Below are 16,526 nucleotides of genomic sequence, written 5' to 3' on the forward strand. Positions count from 1 at the left end.
CACGATGTCGGGCTTTACCGGGGCAATTCGCGAGCAAGCTCGTTCCAACAGGTTGGCTCCGTGCCTGTAGGAGCCAGCTTGCTGGCGAAGCTCTTACAACCAAGCGGCATTCCAGAGAGGATAATCGGCCACCCGTGCGACCAGCCCAGCCCGAACAGGATTGGAAATGACATATCGAGCCAACGACCTAATGTCTTCCTCCTTGCGAAGCGCCCGGTCGTGAAAGCCCTTCTGCCATACACGACCCTCATTGCCACGTGCGGCATTGATCGCGATAGCGCTGCGGGATTTGAACCGCTGGATGCATTGGCTCAGATTGCCGTCCTTGAGCTGGAGCAGACAATGCAAGTGATCAGGCATTAATACCCAGGCCAGGATCTCGATGCGATCCGACTGGTTCTGGATATGCAGCTCCCGTGCAGCCAGGCATGCCAGTGGCCAGAAGGCGAACAGTGGGGTTCTGTCTTGGGTCACCGTAGTGACCAGATAGATCTGGCCTGTCTGGGAAATGCGACCCTTGCGCAGGTTTCGTCCTTGAAAGCGCATGTACCGTTCCTTTGGGAAAATCAAAAACACGCCCCACGTCAGAACCACTCGATGCGAACACGGCGGTCCAAGTGTTGGGCTTCAAGCCATATTCGCGAGCAAGCTCGCTCCTACAGGTTTGCACCGTGCCGGAGCGAGCTTGGGGACGGTGGAGTCAGTGATGCTCTCGCGTCGCGCGGAATTTCACGTCGGGCCAGCGCTCTTCCATGAGGCTGAGGTTGACGCGGGTCGGGGCCAGGTAGGTGAGGTGGCCGCCGCCGTCGATGGCGATGTTTTCGAAAGCCTTGGTCTTGAAGTCTTCCAGCTTCTTCTTGTCGTCGCATTCGATCCAGCGGGCCGACCAGACATTGATCGCCTCGTAGGCGCACTCGACCTTGTATTCCTCCTTCAGACGGCTGGCGACCACATCGAACTGCAGCACGCCCACCGCGCCGAGGATGATGTCGTTGCTGCGCTCGGGGAAGAACACCTGGGTGGCGCCTTCCTCGGCCAGTTCCTGCAGGCCCTGGCGCAGTTGCTTGGATTTCAGCGGGTCTTTCAGGCGCACGCGGCGGAACAGCTCCGGGGCGAAGTGCGGGATGCCGGTGAAGCCCAGGGCCTCGCCCTCGGTGAAGGTGTCGCCGATCTGGATGGTGCCGTGGTTGTGCAGGCCGATGATGTCGCCGGCATAGGCCTCTTCCAGCATCTCCCGCTCGGAGGAGAAGAAGGTCAGGGCATCGGCGATCTTCAGGTCTTTCTTGATCCGCACATGGCGCATCTTCATGCCTTTCTCGTACTTGCCGGAGCAGATGCGCATAAAGGCGATGCGGTCGCGGTGCTTCGGGTCCATGTTTGCCTGGATCTTGAACACGAAGCCGGAGAACTTCTCCTCTACCGGCTCCACGACCCGCTCGTGAGCGGCGCGGGAAAGCGGTTGCGGCGCCCAGTCGACGATGCAATCGAGCACCTGGTCGACGCCGAAGTTGCCCAGCGCGGTGCCGAAGAACACCGGGGTCATCTCGCCCTTGAGGAAGGCGTCCTGGTCGAATTCGTGGCAAGCGCCCTGGACCAGCTCCAACTGCTCGACGAAAGCGTCGTACATGTCGCCCAGGTGGGCGCGCGCCTCGGCCGAGTCCAGGCCCTGGATCACTGGCACTTCGATGCGCTCATGACCGTGGCCCGGCACGTAGACGATGATCTTGTCCTCGGCCAGGTGATAGACGCCCTTGAAGTCCTTGTAGCAGCCGATCGGCCAGGTGATGGGCGCGGCCTTGATCTTCAGCACCGCCTCGATCTCGTCGAGCAATTCGATGGGATCGCGGATGTCGCGGTCGAGCTTGTTGATGAAGCTGACGATCGGCGTGTCGCGCAGCCGGCAGACATCCATCAGGGCGATGGTACGCGGCTCGACGCCCTTGCCGCCGTCGAGGACCATCAGCGCGCTGTCCACCGCGGTCAGGGTGCGGTAGGTGTCTTCCGAGAAGTCTTCGTGGCCGGGGGTGTCGAGCAGGTTGATCATGTGCTCGCGGTAGGGGAACTGCATCACCGAGGTGGTGATGGAGATGCCGCGCTGCTTTTCCATCTCCATCCAGTCGGAGGTGGCGTGGCGGTCGGATTTCCGCGATTTCACCGTGCCGGCAACGGCAATCGCCTTGCCCATCAGCAGGAGCTTTTCGGTGATGGTGGTCTTACCCGCGTCGGGGTGGGAAATGATGGCGAACGTGCGGCGCTTGGCGACTTCGGCGGCCTGAGTGGTCATGGTGGATGCCTGCTGCGATACGGAGCGACGGGGCCCGGCCCCGAGAAAGGGCGCGATTATACCGGCAAACCGCGTCGAGCAGGCAGGCGCCCGGCCGTTGTCGACCGAGAGCCGGAACATCGAGCCGCCAGCCGGGTCTGTCAGAAAGAGAGGGACGGAATGGGAGCGGCCCGGTCCGGACGGACAAGCCGGAGCGGCTGCGGCTCTCTGTGGCGGGCGTCGTTTTGTGCAGCATTCCCCACGGTTCGTTGAAGATCGGAAACGGCGGTTCGTCAGGCGACGGACGTGTGCGGCCATACGGTAATTTTTGATTGATATCGTCGCCCCATGGTCCTAAAGTTCGCGCCCGAACGTCCATGCTGGAAACGATCCATCCGGCTCAAGTACTGACGACGAGAGGTTGCCGGTTTCGAACCCGCCGACGAGCATCGCTCGAAGGGTTCGCCGGGACCGGTGATGCTCGGCGACATGCCTTGGGAAGTAGGCGAACCAAAGTGGGGAAACGGATTAGGCGTTCAGGCTTTTGCAGTTCCGACAGTAGCCACCCCTTCTAACCTTTCGTTTGTTTTGCCCATGGAGCCCCAAAGCATGCCTATCCAGGTCGAAGACTATTTCCCGCGCGAAACCTTCCAGCGTATGAAGGCCTTCGCCGACCAGCACGAAACCCCCTTCGTGGTCATCGACAAGCAGACCATCGCTAATGCCTACGATCAGCTGGTGACCTGCTTCCCCTTCGCCAAGATCTACTACGCGGTCAAGGCCAATCCGGCGGTGGAGATCATCGACCTGCTGCGGGACAAGGGCTCCAACTACGACATCGCCTCCATCTATGAGCTGGACAAGGTGCTCAAGCAGGGCGTGAGCGCCGATCGCATCAGCTACGGCAACACCATCAAGAAGTCCAAGGACATCCGCTACTTCTACGAGAAGGGCGTGCGTCTGTTCGCCACCGATTCCGAGGCCGACCTGCGCAACATCGCCAAGGCCGCGCCGGGCTCGAAGGTCTATGTCCGTCTGCTCACCGAGGGTTCCACCACCGCCGACTGGCCGCTGTCGCGCAAGTTCGGCTGCCAGACCGACATGGCCATGGACCTGCTGATCCTCGCCCGCCAGCTGGGCCTGGTGCCCTACGGCATCTCCTTCCACGTCGGTTCGCAGCAGCGCGACATCGGCGTCTGGGATGCGGCCATCGCCAAGGTCAAGGTGATCTTCGAGCGTCTGAAGGAAGAGGACGGCATCGTCCTCAAGATGATCAACATGGGCGGCGGCTTCCCGGCCAACTACATCACCAAGACCAACAGCCTGGAAACCTACGCGGAAGAGATCATCCGCTTCCTCAAGGAAGACTTCGGCGACGACCTGCCGGAGATCATCCTCGAGCCGGGCCGTTCGCTGATCGCCAACGCCGGCATCCTGGTCAGCGAAGTGGTGCTGGTATCGCGCAAGTCGCGTACCGCCGTGGAGCGCTGGGTGTTCACCGACGTGGGCAAGTTCTCCGGCCTGATCGAAACCATGGACGAAGCCATCAAATTCCCCATCTGGACCGAGAAGAAGGGCGAGATGGAGGAAGTGGTGATTGCCGGCCCGACCTGCGACAGCGCCGACATCATGTACGAGCACTACAAGTACGGCCTGCCGCTCAACCTGGCCATCGGCGACCGCCTCTACTGGCTCTCCACCGGTGCCTATACCACCAGCTACAGTGCGGTGGAGTTCAACGGCTTTCCGCCGCTGAAAGCCTTCTACCTGTAACCATCGCTTCACGACAGAAACCCGCCCTCCGGCGGGTTTTTGCGTTTATGGGCCGGCCGTCACCGAGGCGATGGCATGGCGACTGTGTCAGTACCCATACAAAAAACTGACAAAAGGCATGGCGGCTTTTTGCCGCAGGGCTTGGAGAGGCTTCCGCAGAAGGCGGACGAGCCGAAGCGTCTAGCTGGCGGCTTGCGCGCAAAGCCCCAGTTGGCGCGGGCTGTGGCAGAGGTGGAGCGGTGTGTGGCAGGCCGTAAAAATGTAAATGACAGCGTATTGCCATTGTAATTAGTAATGATTAGCATCCGCGCCGCTTCGCTGAGCCTTTGCAACTTCCCGTTACGTCGCCGTTTGCGATGTCGGGAAGTGGCCTTTCCACATGGGGACAACAATGACAATCCGTAGTCGCAAGCATCACAAGACGAATCACCTGGCAGCGCTGGTCGCGGCAGCCATTCCGGCCATGACCCTGGCACAGACCGACAAGACCGGTGGCGAACTCAACCTGCCCGAGATGGTGGTGACGTCCAAGGCCGAGGTTCCCTACAAGACTGACAAGAGCGCCAACCACAAGCTGACCGAACCGCTGCTGGATACGCCCAAGACCGTCCAGGTGATCAGGAAGGAGATGCTCCGCGAGCAGGGCGCCACCAGCCTGATGGAAGCGCTGCGCAATACCCCCGGCATCACCATGCAGCTCGGCGAGAACGGCAATACCTCGGCCGGCGACACCTTCATGATGCGCGGCTTCTCCACCCAGCAGTCGACCTTCGTCGACGGCGTGCGCGACCTCGGCGCGGTGAGCCGCGACGTGTTCAACCTGGAGCAGGTCGAAGTGGTCAAGGGCGCCGCCGGCTCCGACATCGGCCGTGGCGCGTCCTCCGGCTATATCAACCTGATCTCCAAGCTGCCGACCCTGGAAGACTCGATCAGCGGCACCCTCGGCTACGGCACCGCCGATAACGCCCACATGACCGCCGATATCAACCAGGCCCTGAGCGACCACTCGGCCCTGCGCCTGAACCTGATGCGCCGCGACGGCGGGGTGGACGGCCGCGACTACGTGGAAAACAGCAGCTACGGCGTGGCGCCTTCCATCGCCTTCGGCCTGGAGACCGACACCCGCCTGTACGTCTATTCGCAACACGTGCGCCAGGACAACACCCCGGATGGCGGCATCCCGACCATCGGCATGAAGGGTTTCCACAGTACCCATACCACGGCCAGCCAGGCTGCCCGCCTGAACGCCGGCGGCAAGGTGGACCGCGAGAACTACTACGGCAGCAAGAGTGACTACGAGCGCGTCGACGCCGACATGCTGACCGTCAAGCTCGAACATGACCTCGATGACGTGACGACCCTGCGCAACATCTCGCGCTATGGCAAGAGCAATGTCGACCGCATCCTCACCGGCCCCGCCGGCAGCGCGACCTCGCTGAAAGCGACCAGCGACGATCCGGCCACCTGGACCGTCGACCGTTCGCGCCAGTTGATCGACCAGGAAAACGAAATCCTCGCCAACCAGACCAGCCTGAACACCGAGTTCACCACCTTCGGCCTGCGCAACAGCCTGGCCAGCGGTGTCGAATTCATGCGCGAGAGCCAGCGCAACGAGACCGGTATTACCGATCGGCGACTCATCGATGGCGTCGACCACGCGGCAGTCACCCCGCCGCCGGCCAATCTGTATGACCCCGATGCTCACGATACGATGGCCAAGCCGTACAAGACCGGCGCCTATACCGACGGCGCCACCGATACTGCGGCGCTGTACGTATTCGACACCCTGCACCTGAACGAGCAGTGGTCGGTCAACGCCGGGGTGCGTTTCGAGCACTACCGCACCGACACCAAGGGGGCGTCCCTGGAGGCGATCACCTCCACGCCCATCAATTACGATTACAACCTGGTTGGCTTCGATCTGAAGGACTCCGGCGACCTGACCAGTTGGAACACCGGCATCGTGTTCAAACCGGCGGAAAACGGCAGCATCTATCTCGCCTATGCCAATTCGCTGACCCCGCCGGGTAGCTCCAACTTCGCCTTGTCCAGTTCCGAGAACAGTGACAGCCGGCCGAATCTCGACCCGCAGGAAACCAAGCACATCGAGCTGGGCACCAAGTGGGACCTGTTGAACGACCGGTTGAACCTGTCGGCGGCGATCTACCGCACCGAGAACAGCAACCAGGTGTCCTACGACACTCTGAGCGCCACCTACCAGCAGGACGGCACCATCCGGGTCAAGGGGATCGAGCTGGCGGCGGTGGGCCAGATCACCAACTTCTGGCAGGTCTCGGCGGGTATCGCCAGCATGGATACCGAGCAGATCGACCAGGTGAGCCGCTCCTCCTCCGGGGTGATCACCGAAAACACCGGGGTACGCTGGTCGCCCGACCTGACCGCGACGCTGTGGACCTCCTACACCCTGGGTGACTTCACCCTGGGCGGCGGGGCGCGCTATGTCTCCGAACAGGATCGCCTGATCGCCAAGGGGGCCGATCGCTCCACCACCAACATGCCGAGCATCCCGTCCTACTGGGTGGCCGACATGATGGCGGCCTACCGCCTCAACAAGAACGTCAACCTGCGCGTGAACGTGTACAACCTGTTCGACGAGGAATACATCGCCACCCTCAACAACAGCGGCGCGCGCATGGTGATGGGTGCTCCCCGTTCGGCCATGTTCACCACCGAATACAGCTTCTGATCGCTGTCCTGGCCAGGGAACCCGCGGGTTCCCTGCCTTGCGAGGAGGGTTTCGAATGTTGCTGCATATCCCCCAGGTGCTGAGCCGGGACGAAGTCGCTGCCCTGCGCACCGAGCTGGCGGCTCACGAATGGGTCGACGGCGTGCGGACCTCCGGCCCGCAGGCGGCGGGCCTCAAGCACAACCTGCAATTCCCCGCCGATTCACCGGCCTTCGCCGGATTGTCCCAGCGGGTCGCCGATGCCCTGGCCCGGCACCCGTTGTTCGTCTCCGCCGCGCTGCCGCGGCATATCCTGCCGCCGATGTTCAACTGCTACAGCGGCGGCGGACGCTACGGCAACCATGTGGATAACGCCTTGCAGCGCGACCGCTTCAGCGGGCTCCAGGTGCGCACGGATGTCTCCACCACGGTCTTCCTCAGCGAGCCGGACGAATACGCGGGCGGCGAGCTGATCATCGAGGACACCTACGGCGAGCACGAGGTGAAGCTGGCGGCTGGCGATGCCATCGTCTACCCGGCCACCAGCCTGCATCGCGTCGAGCCGGTCACCGAGGGGGCGCGCATCGCCGCCTTCCTCTGGTCGCAGAGCTGGGTGCGCGATGCCTGGCAACGCAAGTTGCTGTTCGACCTGGACATGAACATCCTCAAGCTGCGCGGCCAATTGGGCGACAGCGAGGAAGTCCTCGGGCTGACCAGCACCTACCACAACCTGCTGCGCCAGTGGAGCGAGTGAGCATGTCGCGACAGCCGCCCCTCGCCCAGGTTCCCGCGGACATGGTCGCCGCCAGCGACTACGAGCGTTACGCCTTGCCGCGCCTGGATGCCAACGCCCTGGCCTATCTGGAAGGCGGCGCGGCGGACGAACTCACCTGCCAGGCCAACCTGCAGGCATGGCGGGAATGGGCGCTGCTGCCGCGCATGTTGCGCGACCTGCGCGGCGGCAACACCCGCTGCGAGTTGTTGGGCGACAGGTTGCAGCATCCGATCCTGCTGGCGCCGATCGCCTACCAGCATCTGTTCCATGCCGATGGCGAACGGGCCAGCGTATTGGCCGCCGGCGTCATGGGCGGTGCGGCAGTGCTCAGCTCCTTCGCTTCGAGCCGCCTGGAGGACGTGGCCGAGGCCGCCCAGGGACCGCTGTGGTTCCAGCTCTACTGGCAAGGCAACGAACAGGACACCCTGGCCCTGGCAGGGCGGGCCGAGGCCGCCGGCTACCGGGCGCTGGTGCTGACCGTGGACGCGCCGGTGGCCGGGCTGCGCAACCGCGAGCAGCGGGCGGGGTTCCAGTTGCCCGCCGGCATCCGCGCCGTGAACATCGATAAAAACGTGGCGCTGCCGGAAGTAGCCGAAGGCGGCAGCCCGGTGTTCGATGGTCTGATGGCGGTAGCGCCGCGCTGGGAGGATGTGGCCAGGCTCTGCCGCCACAGCCGCTTGCCGGTGCTGCTCAAAGGCATCCTGCATCCGCAGGACGCGCGCCTGGCCATGGAGGCCGGCGCCGCGGGCGTCATCCTGTCGAACCATGGCGGGCGGGTGCTGGATTCGCAGTGGCCGGCGGTGCGTTCGTTGCCGGCGGTCCGCGCGGAACTGGGCGAGGGCGTTCCGGTGCTGGTGGACGGTGGCATCCGGCGCGGCACCGATGTGTTCAAAGCCCTGGCCCTGGGGGCTTCCGCCGTGCTGATCGGCCGTCCCTACATCCATGCCCTGGCCACGGCTGGGGCGCTGGGTGTGGCGCACCTGCTCAAGTTGCTGCGGGAGGAGCTGGAGGTCGCCATGGCGCTGAGCGGTTGCCGCGAGCTGTCCTGCATTGGCCCCGACCTGCTGCGACCGGCCTCGTCCGGTGGCGGGAAGCCCTTGTAAATAAAGCGTAAAACAAGGCGTTCAGGCGCCAAATGCAAGGGTTTCTCAAATAGAATTGCGTCGCAACGATGGCCGTGGCGGCTGTCTCGTGTCAGGTGTATCGCCTTGTTCAAGAAAACCCTGTTTCAACTGCACTGGCTGTTCGGCATCAGTGGCGGGTTGGTTCTGGCCCTGATGGGCGTGACCGGTGCGCTCTATTCCTTCCAGGACGAAATTCTCCGGGCGCTCAACCCGGACGTGCTGCGCGTCGAGGCGGGCGACCGCGCCGTTCTGCCACCGGCCGAGCTGGTGGCGAAGATCGAGTCGGCGACCGGCGACCAGGTCGGCGGCCTCTGGGTGGAGACCGCCAGTGGCAATGCCGCCCGGGTGTTCTTCGCGCCGCCACCGGGGGAGCGTCGTGGCCCGGTCCGCTATTTCGACCCGTACACCGGCAACCTGCTCGGCGACCCCGTGGGGCAGGATTTCTTCGGCCTGATGCTGCAACTGCACCGCTTCCTCGCCATGGGCGAAACCGGCAAGCAGATCACCGCCGCCTGCACCCTGATGCTGATCTTCTTCTGTCTGTCCGGCCTCTACCTGCGCTGGCCCCGGCAGGTCGGCAACTGGCGTGCCTGGCTGGCCTTCGACTGGGCGAAGAAAGGCCGCGCCTTCAACTGGGACCTGCACGCCGTGGCCGGTACCTGGTGCCTGCTGTTCTACCTTTGCGCCGCGCTGACCGGCCTCTTCTGGTCCTATGACTGGTACCGCGCCGGCATGACCCGTCTGCTCGGCGATGCTCCGGCCCAGCAAGGGGGACGTGGCGAGAGGCCGGGCGCTGGCCGGGAGCGTGCGGCAACCCCCGTGCGAGTGGACTATGCGGCTGTCTGGGACAGCATCCAGCGCGAAGCCGGTCCGGGCCTGAACACCTACAACCTGCGCCTGCCGCCCCAGGGTGGTCAGCCGGCGACGGTCTTCTACCTGCTCGACGACGCCCCCCACGACAGGGCGCTGAACAAGCTCGAACTGGACCCGGCCACCGGCGTGGTCTCGCGCAACCAGCGCTATGCCGAGCAATCCTTCGGCGGCCAGTTGCTGGCGAGCAACTACGCCTTGCATGTGGGCAGCTACTTCGGCCTGCCCGGTCGCATCCTGATGACCCTGGCGAGCCTGGCGATGCCGCTGTTCTTCGTCACCGGCTGGCTGCTCTACCTCGACCGCCGGCGCAAGAAGCGCGCGGTGCGGGCCGCACAGGGCGGGGTGAGCGGTGGCTCGGGCGCCGATGGCTGGTTGATCGGCTTCGCCAGCCAGAGCGGTTTCGCCGAGCAACTGGCCTGGCAGACCGCCGGGCAATTGCAGGCAGCGGGGCATCCGGTGAGCGTCCGGCCGCTGTCCGGGCTGGACGAACAGGGCTTGCGTCAGGCGCGCCGGGCGCTGTTCGTGGTCAGCACCTTTGGCGACGGCGAAGCACCGGACAGCGCCCGTGGCTTCGAGCGCCGGCTGCTCGACCGGGCGCTGGGCCTGGACCATCTGAGCTACGCGCTGCTCGCCCTCGGGGACCGGCAATACAGCCAGTTCTGCGGCTTCGCCCGGCGCCTGCATGGCTGGCTCGGCCGCCAGGGCGCGCGCAGCCTGTTCGCTCCGGTGGAAGTGGACAACGGCGACAGCGGCGCCATCGCCGACTGGCATCGCCAACTGGGCTCGCTCACCGGTACGGACGCGGCCGTGCCCGCCGAGCCGGCCTGGACCACCCTGACCCTGCGCGAGCGGCGCCTGCTCAACCCTGGCAGCCAGGGCGGGCCGGCCTTCCTCCTCGGCCTGACGGCGGATGCGCCGCTGGACTGGCGGGCCGGCGACGTCGTGCAGATTCTCCCGCGCCACGGCGACGCGCCCGTGAGCGACTGGCTGGCCCGCTTCGGGCTGGACGGCGAGGCGCCGGTGACGCTGGACGGGCACGCGCAAACACTGCGCCAAGCCCTGGCCACGCGCGAACTGCCGTCCACCTTCAGCCACTTGGTCGGCCTTCATCCGCAGGCGCTGGAGGCGCTGGTGCCGCTGGCGCCGCGCGACTACTCCATCGCCTCGCTGCCCAGCGACGGCACGCTGGAACTGATCGTCCGCCAGGAGCGCCGCACCGATGGCACCCTGGGCGTGGGTTCCGGCTGGCTGACCGAATACCTGCCCGACGGCGGCAGCCTGCTGGGACGGGTGCGACGCAACAGCGGCTTCCACGCGCCGGAAGACGACCGCCCGCTGATCCTGATCGGCAACGGCACCGGGCTGGCCGGTTTGCGCGGGCTGCTCAAGGCGCGTATCGGCGAAGGTCACGCACGCAACTGGCTGATCTTCGGCGAGCGCAATGCCGGCCATGACTACTTCTGCCGTGAGGAACTGGAGGGCTGGCGGGCGGAAGGCTGGCTGGCGCGGCTCGATCCGGTCTTCTCCCGCGACCAGGCGGAAAAGCGCTATGTGCAGGATAGCCTGAGCGAAGCGGCGGACACCCTGCGCGCCTGGCTCGACGACGGTGCCGCGCTCTATGTCTGCGGCAGCCTCAAGGGCATGGCCGAGGGCGTCGACCGGGTACTGCGCGAATGCCTGGGCGATGCGGCGGTCCAGCGGTTGGTGGAGGAGGGGCGTTACCGGCGGGATGTCTACTGAGGAACCTGGCTCGTACCCTGCAATCGGCTAAGGTTTCCGCATCCGCCGAACCATGCAGGAGCCGCAGTCGATGACCAAGCACTATCCCGCCGCCTACCAGGTGTCCAAGGGCGCCGCGCTTTCCGTGGACAAGGCGTTCTACGGCCGCATCCGGGAACGCCAGGACGCCCGCACCCTGATCGAGTCGTTCGAGGTGCCGATCCGCAGCGGCCGGGCCTGGAAGGTGCCGGCCGGCCATGTGTTCCGCGTCACCGCGCCGAAGGGGCCGCAGGTCGGCGATTTCAATTTGTGGAACGCCAACGACCCGCGCGAGCGGCTATGGGCGGCGCGCACCCGCCAGTTGCAGGGCGCCCATGTCAGCACCTTCGACCGGCTCTGGTCGAACCTGCCGTTCCTCCGGCCGCTGGCGACCATCACCGACGACAGCTTGGCCGATTATGGCGTCGACGAGCATGGCGGGCGTATCCACGACCTGCTCGGCACCCGCTGCGACCCGTACATCAACAAGCTGCTCACCGGCGAGGACTTCCACCACCACTGCCACTCCAATTTGGTACGTGCGGTGCTGCCCCATGGCCTGACTGAATTCGACGTTCACGATGTGCTGAACATCTTCCAAGTCACCGGCCTCAACCATGACGACCTCTACTTCATGAAGGCTTGCCCGGCCAAGGCGGGCGACTATCTGGAATTCTTCGCCGAGATCGACCTGCTCTGTGCGCTGTCCACCTGCCCGGGCGGCGATCTGTCGTTGCCGATGTGGGGCCCGGATGCCAAGGACCCGCTGGAGGTGTGCCGTCCGCTCGGGGTGGAAATCTACCGCCTCGACGACAGCCTTCTGGAAGGCTGGAAGCAGCCGGAGCGGGCGCCGTACCACGGCCTGCACGGTCTGCAACTGGGCAAGCCGGCCTGGGAGGCGTGATCCGGCTGCCCGAGCGGCGTGCATTGGCCTATCCTGGGGCCTGATCATCGCTGTGGAAGGGGAGACGCATGAATTCAGGGCAGCAGCGCATTCTGCTCAACTGCGACATGGGCGAAAGTTTCGGCGCCTGGAAGATGGGCGACGATAGCCACGCCATGCCGCTGGTGGACCAGGCCAACCTCGCCTGCGGCTTCCATGCCTCCGACCCGCTGACCATGCAGCGCACCGTCGATCTGGCGGTGCGGCACGACGTGGCCATCGGCGCGCACCCGGCCTACCCGGATCTGGTTGGCTTCGGTCGTCGCCATCTGGCCTGCTCGCCGGAAGAGGTGCGGGCCATGGTGCTGTACCAGATCGGCGCGCTGGACGCCCTCTGCCGCGCCGCCGGGACGCGGGTCGCCTACGTCAAGCCGCACGGCGCGCTGTACAACGATCTGGTGCGCGACGATGCGCTGCTCAGCGCCGTGCTCGACGCCTGCGCCCACTACCGCAAGGGCCTGCCGCTGATGGTGCTGGCCCTGGCCGACAACAGCCGCGAGCTGCGGCTGGCCGACGAAGCCGACGTGCCGCTGATGTTCGAAGCCTTCGCCGACCGCGCCTACCAGTCCGACGGGCAATTGGCACCGCGGCGCCTCACCGGGGCGGTGCACCACGATCCCGAACGGATTCTCGCCCAGGCCCTGGCCATCGCCCGTGGCGAAGCCTTCCCGGATCAGGACGGCAAACCGCTGCGGCTGAACGCCGACAGCCTTTGCGTGCACGGCGACAACCCCGAATCCCTGGCCGTGCTGCGCCGCCTGCGCGCCCAGCTCGACACTCTCTGACGTGCTTCCGCGTATCGAACCGGCTGGCGCCGAGGCCCTGCTGCTGGTGCTGGCGGACGCGCCGGACGAACACCTGCCGGCACGCATCGCCGCGTTGGCCGAGCGTATCCGCCATCACTGCGGCGCCTGCCTGACCGATCTGGTGCCGGGCTGGACCACCCTGCTGGTGCACTACGACCTGACCCGCACCGACCGCCGCCAACTGGCCGGGCGCCTGCAAGCGTTGCTCGATGCCTGGCAGGCCGAGCCCGTGGTGGAGGCGGCCAGCCGCCTGCATGAAATTTCCGTCTGGTATGCCGGCGAAGACCTGCCCGCCGTCGCCGCCGCCTGCGGGCTCGACGAGGCAGAAGTGATCCGCCTGCATAGCGCGGGCGAATACCGGGTCGGTGCCATCGGCTTCGCGCCGGGCTTCGCCTACCTGGGCACGCTGGATGCGCGGCTCGCCTTGCCGCGCCGGGCCACGCCGCGGGTGCGCGTGCCGGCCGGCAGCCTGGCCATCGCCGAGCGGCAGACGGCGATCTATCCCCAGGCCTCGCCGGGTGGCTGGCACCTGCTGGGGCGCTGTCCGTGGAGGCTATTCGACCCCACCCGCACCCCGCCGTGCCCGTTGGCATTGGGCGACCGGGTGCGCTTCGTCGCCATCGACGAGGCGACCTACCGGCGTGAGGGCGGCGCGCCGTGAGTGGCTTCGTGGTCATCAAACCCGGCCCTCTGAGCCTGCTGCAGGATGCCGGGCGCATGGGGTGGCAGCAGTGCGGCGTGTCGCCGGGCGGGCCGCTGGACCGGCACGCGGCGGCCTGGGCCAACCGGTTGCTGGGTAATCCCTGGGGAACGCCGCTGCTGGAGATCGCCCTGGGCGGCGTCGAGCTGGAAAGCCAGGTGGATACCTGGGTGGCGCTGTGCGGAGCCGACCTGCCCATCGAACGGGACGGCGAGCCGCAGGCCCTTTGGACGCGCTTCCCGGTGCGCGCCGGGCAACGCCTGAGCCTGGGCTTCGCCCGCAGCGGCCAGCGGGCCTACCTGGCGGTGGCCGGTGGCTTCCGGGCGGAGCCGGTGCTGGGCAGCGTGGCCACGCAGGTGCGCGAGGGATTGGGTGGGCTGCGCGGCGCCGGCTCCGCGTTACAGGCCGGCGATGTGCTGCGCTGCGCGCCTTCGACGCGGCCGGGGGCGGTCAGCGTGCCCTGGCCTTACCTGCCGGATTACCGGGAACCGCCGATCTTACGGGTGATCCTCGGCGGGGATGCACCGCTGTTCGCCGAGGCCGAACGCGCGGCCTTCTTCCGCCGCGAATGGCGGCTCAGCCCGCAGTCCGACCGCATGGGCGCCCGCCTGCTCGGCGAACCGCTGCACGCCCCGGCACGGCAATGGTCGCTGGGGATCGCCACGGGCACCATCCAAGTGCCGCCGGACGGCCAGCCGATCATCCTCATGGCCGACCGCCAGACCATGGGCGGCTACCCGATCCTCGGCTGGGTACATCCCCTCGACCTCGACCGCCTGGCCCAGTGCCCGGCGCACACACCGTTGCGCTTCGCCGAAATCGATCTGGACGACGCACAGGCGGAATTGCGGACGTTCTACCGATTCTTCGGCCGGCCTTGAACCCCGGTCCGTAGGCGCCAGCTCTGCTGGCGCCCCAGGTGTTCGGCGAGACGCCGAGCGGGCCCCGAAGGCCGGTGTGCCTGGCACGTAACCTTGTGGGAGCGGATTCATCCGCGAATTCGGCCTCACTATCCATCACGAATGAATTGGTCTTTGGGGCCGGACAATATTTGCGCCCAAAAAAGCCTTTTGGCACAAATAGTTGCGATGCAATGCCTCAGGTCTTAGAGCCGGCAGTAACTGGCCGATTCTGTTGAAAAACTCCCTTCAAATTCGTCGAGAGCATTTGGTGGTTAGAAAATGCTCAGATCAGGCGCCGCTACGTAAAATTTGAGCTAAATGGCGTTGCTCCCAAACGCAGATTTCAACCGCGTGCGGGTGTTTTTGCGTAGCGGAGATCAACGTCGACTTTTTCAATAGAATCGGCCAGAAGCGGTCGTTCGGTCTATCATTCTGGCTAAGGGCCGTGAGAATAAATGGGCGGCCCTTTTCTCATAAGCAAAAGGTAAGACCTGACCCCGGGTTTTTGCGGCTCGTTGCAATACAAAGCAGACGCGGAGCGTCTTACACCGCCCCATGCTGGAGCGTGGGAGCGATCAAAGTGCTGTGGATTTCATCCGCCCTATCTGGCTGAAACTTGAGAGTATTAGAGCACACCATCACCTTGAAAGCGCTGCCTCAGGTAGGAAACTCGGATTACCCTGTCAGCACTCAGGTATACAGTAATGCGACCGCGCTGATCTTTAGTTACATATCTGAAAGCAAGTGGTTCGCTGCTCAATGATAGGTCTTTAAACTTAACAAGACATTCATTCTTGCAGGAGAGTGTGGGATTTACGCCTTGAGCTTTGCCTGACTTCAAAAGCTCTTTTAGTTGAGATATGACAGTTCCTAGGGAGTCACCTTGCTTAATAGGAAATTCACTGCTTTGAACTAAGTTTATTTCTGCAGCCTGCGCCTCTCTCATGGTGATGCGGGCAATCTTTGCCATATTCTTCCCAGTGACCCACACCTCACTAGAGCCTGTGATCTTATCGAGCTCCTCTGGGCACTCAGCAGTAGCATAGAAGTTGTTTGTAGGCACGAGCTCGACCTTTTCGAGCTCTTGATCACTAAGGTATTGGCGTAGTTGAGCGCTTGTCCATCCAATTTGGATGCCCTCTATTTCTCCACTCTGTGCATCTTTCTGCTCATAGAATAGTTTTCCCGAAAATTTGCTCCATCCGGATTCAGGACAAGCCATGGCGATACTTGGGGCCAGCAGTGCAAGCAGAATAACAAGCTTATTGATCGCCATAATTTTGCCCCCAGGCTCCAGGAATATTTGGCGCAGTTCCACCAGCGTTCTCAATGATATTATCAGCTGCTGTATTGGAATTGTTGCCTGTTGGTGGAATTCGATAGGGGCCCTGAGAGTAATTATTCCCTGATTCAGATACTGCTTTGTCGAAATTACTCTGACTGGTTCCGGCTGGTGGCCAAATAATTCTGTTGATGTCATTAGGCCTCGGATTCTCAAACGCATTCCGGTCGTTATCGTAAGTCCCTCTTTCATTCGAAGTCATTGGCCCATTAGGGTTCACAGGGGCGGTGCCTCCACCGGCCAGTGAGTATTGGCTATCGATCACCTTTTTTGAACCACCGCACTTATCAAACTCCCAATGCCAAACGATAACCGCACAATGGACTGGTCTAGCTATACCAGGCGGCAGCAATGAAAGCGGTCGGCAGGTCATAGTGACTTCGAGTCCGAATTGGTCAAAATATTTAAGCGGATTCCCCAGCACATACCCATAGGTATTCAATCCACCCTTCAACCCAATCGGATCACTCTCCACATACCTACCGGTCTCCGGGTCGTAATCCCTGAAGTAGTTGTAGTGCAGCGCACTGTGCGCATCGTAGAGCTGGCCGGGGAAGCGCAGGGGGATGTCGGTGGCGATG

13 protein-coding genes are annotated in these 16,526 nt (G+C 64.1%); 9 read left to right on the forward strand and 4 right to left on the reverse strand.

The features are described from left to right. Positions 1 to 93: 93 nt before the first annotated feature. Positions 94 to 546: a transposase gene (locus BZL41_RS11445; protein ID WP_095599416.1), complete on the reverse strand. Its 453-nt coding sequence runs from the start codon at positions 544 to 546 to the stop codon at positions 94 to 96. 154 nt (positions 547 to 700) lie between these two features. Beyond that, entirely contained in the window at positions 701 to 2,284 is a 1,584-nt protein-coding gene (locus tag BZL41_RS11450) for a peptide chain release factor 3 (protein ID WP_095599417.1), read from the reverse strand. 588 nt (positions 2,285 to 2,872) lie between these two features. On the opposite strand from BZL41_RS11450, the gene BZL41_RS11455 reads away from it, so the two are divergent. From BZL41_RS11455 to BZL41_RS11495, 9 genes are all read left to right on the forward strand, one after another. Next, positions 2,873 to 4,036 carry a type III PLP-dependent enzyme gene (locus tag BZL41_RS11455; protein WP_095599418.1) on the forward strand — a complete coding sequence of 388 codons (1,164 nt, stop codon included), beginning with the start codon at positions 2,873 to 2,875 and terminating at the stop codon, positions 4,034 to 4,036. A 391-nt stretch (positions 4,037 to 4,427) separates the two neighbouring features. Further along, positions 4,428 to 6,743, forward strand: a complete 2,316-nt coding sequence (locus BZL41_RS11460; RefSeq protein ID WP_095599419.1) for a catecholate siderophore receptor Fiu — start codon at positions 4,428 to 4,430, stop codon at positions 6,741 to 6,743. Between the two features lie 55 nt (positions 6,744 to 6,798). Beyond that, complete coding sequence (locus tag BZL41_RS11465) at positions 6,799 to 7,476, forward strand: Fe2+-dependent dioxygenase (RefSeq protein ID WP_095599420.1); 678 nt, start codon at positions 6,799 to 6,801, stop codon at positions 7,474 to 7,476. Between the two features lie 2 nt (positions 7,477 to 7,478). Further along, a complete protein-coding gene (locus BZL41_RS11470; RefSeq protein WP_095599421.1) occupies positions 7,479 to 8,600 on the forward strand; it encodes an alpha-hydroxy acid oxidase in 1,122 nt (373 codons plus the stop codon). A gap of 105 nt (positions 8,601 to 8,705) precedes the next feature. Then, entirely contained in the window at positions 8,706 to 11,234 is a 2,529-nt protein-coding gene (locus BZL41_RS11475) for a sulfite reductase flavoprotein subunit alpha (RefSeq protein WP_095599422.1), read from the forward strand. Positions 11,235 to 11,304: 70 nt separating this feature from the next. After that, positions 11,305 to 12,156, forward strand: coding sequence for a DUF1989 domain-containing protein (locus BZL41_RS11480; RefSeq protein WP_095599423.1), 852 nt, complete (start codon positions 11,305 to 11,307; stop codon positions 12,154 to 12,156). 68 nt (positions 12,157 to 12,224) lie between these two features. Then, positions 12,225 to 12,980 (forward strand): 5-oxoprolinase subunit PxpA, encoded by a 756-nt coding sequence (locus BZL41_RS11485; protein ID WP_095599424.1) that lies wholly within the window; start codon positions 12,225 to 12,227, stop codon positions 12,978 to 12,980. Position 12,981: 1 nt separating this feature from the next. Further along, a complete protein-coding gene (gene pxpB / locus BZL41_RS11490; RefSeq protein WP_095599425.1) occupies positions 12,982 to 13,662 on the forward strand; it encodes a 5-oxoprolinase subunit PxpB in 681 nt (226 codons plus the stop codon). Beyond that, positions 13,659 to 14,582, forward strand: coding sequence for a biotin-dependent carboxyltransferase family protein (locus BZL41_RS11495; RefSeq protein WP_095599426.1), 924 nt, complete (start codon positions 13,659 to 13,661; stop codon positions 14,580 to 14,582). Before pxpB ends, BZL41_RS11495 begins: the two co-directional genes overlap by 4 nt. Positions 14,583 to 15,228: 646 nt before the next feature. Here the strand turns inward: BZL41_RS11495 and BZL41_RS27940 are convergent. Together BZL41_RS27940 and BZL41_RS29065 are read right to left on the reverse strand one after the other, a co-directional pair. Then, on the reverse strand, positions 15,229 to 15,921 hold the full coding sequence (locus tag BZL41_RS27940) for a hypothetical protein (RefSeq protein ID WP_168190981.1): 693 nt from the start codon (positions 15,919 to 15,921) through the stop codon (positions 15,229 to 15,231). Then, positions 15,866 to 16,526, reverse strand: a 661-nt coding sequence (locus tag BZL41_RS29065) for an RHS repeat-associated core domain-containing protein (RefSeq protein WP_256578142.1), incomplete at its 5' end; no start/stop codon positions are given. The genes BZL41_RS29065 and BZL41_RS27940, both read right to left, overlap by 56 nt.

Source organism: Pseudomonas sp. PIC25 (assembly GCF_002286785.1).
GTDB lineage: Bacteria > Pseudomonadota > Gammaproteobacteria > Pseudomonadales > Pseudomonadaceae > Pseudomonas_M.

Excerpts from the sequence above, each read along its gene's own strand:
- BZL41_RS11445 (WP_095599416.1), bottom strand. The coding sequence starts at position 546 with ATGCGCTTTCAAGGACGAAACCTGCGCAAGGGTCGCATTTCCCAGACA.
- BZL41_RS11460 (WP_095599419.1), top strand. The coding sequence starts at position 4,428 with ATGACAATCCGTAGTCGCAAGCATCACAAGACGAATCACCTGGCAGCG.
- BZL41_RS11455 (WP_095599418.1), top strand. The coding sequence starts at position 2,873 with ATGCCTATCCAGGTCGAAGACTATTTCCCGCGCGAAACCTTCCAGCGT.
- BZL41_RS11465 (WP_095599420.1), top strand. The coding sequence starts at position 6,799 with ATGTTGCTGCATATCCCCCAGGTGCTGAGCCGGGACGAAGTCGCTGCC.
- BZL41_RS11450 (WP_095599417.1), bottom strand. The coding sequence starts at position 2,284 with ATGACCACTCAGGCCGCCGAAGTCGCCAAGCGCCGCACGTTCGCCATC.
- BZL41_RS11480 (WP_095599423.1), top strand. The coding sequence starts at position 11,305 with ATGACCAAGCACTATCCCGCCGCCTACCAGGTGTCCAAGGGCGCCGCG.
- BZL41_RS11485 (WP_095599424.1), top strand. The coding sequence starts at position 12,225 with ATGAATTCAGGGCAGCAGCGCATTCTGCTCAACTGCGACATGGGCGAA.
- BZL41_RS11470 (WP_095599421.1), top strand. The coding sequence starts at position 7,479 with ATGTCGCGACAGCCGCCCCTCGCCCAGGTTCCCGCGGACATGGTCGCC.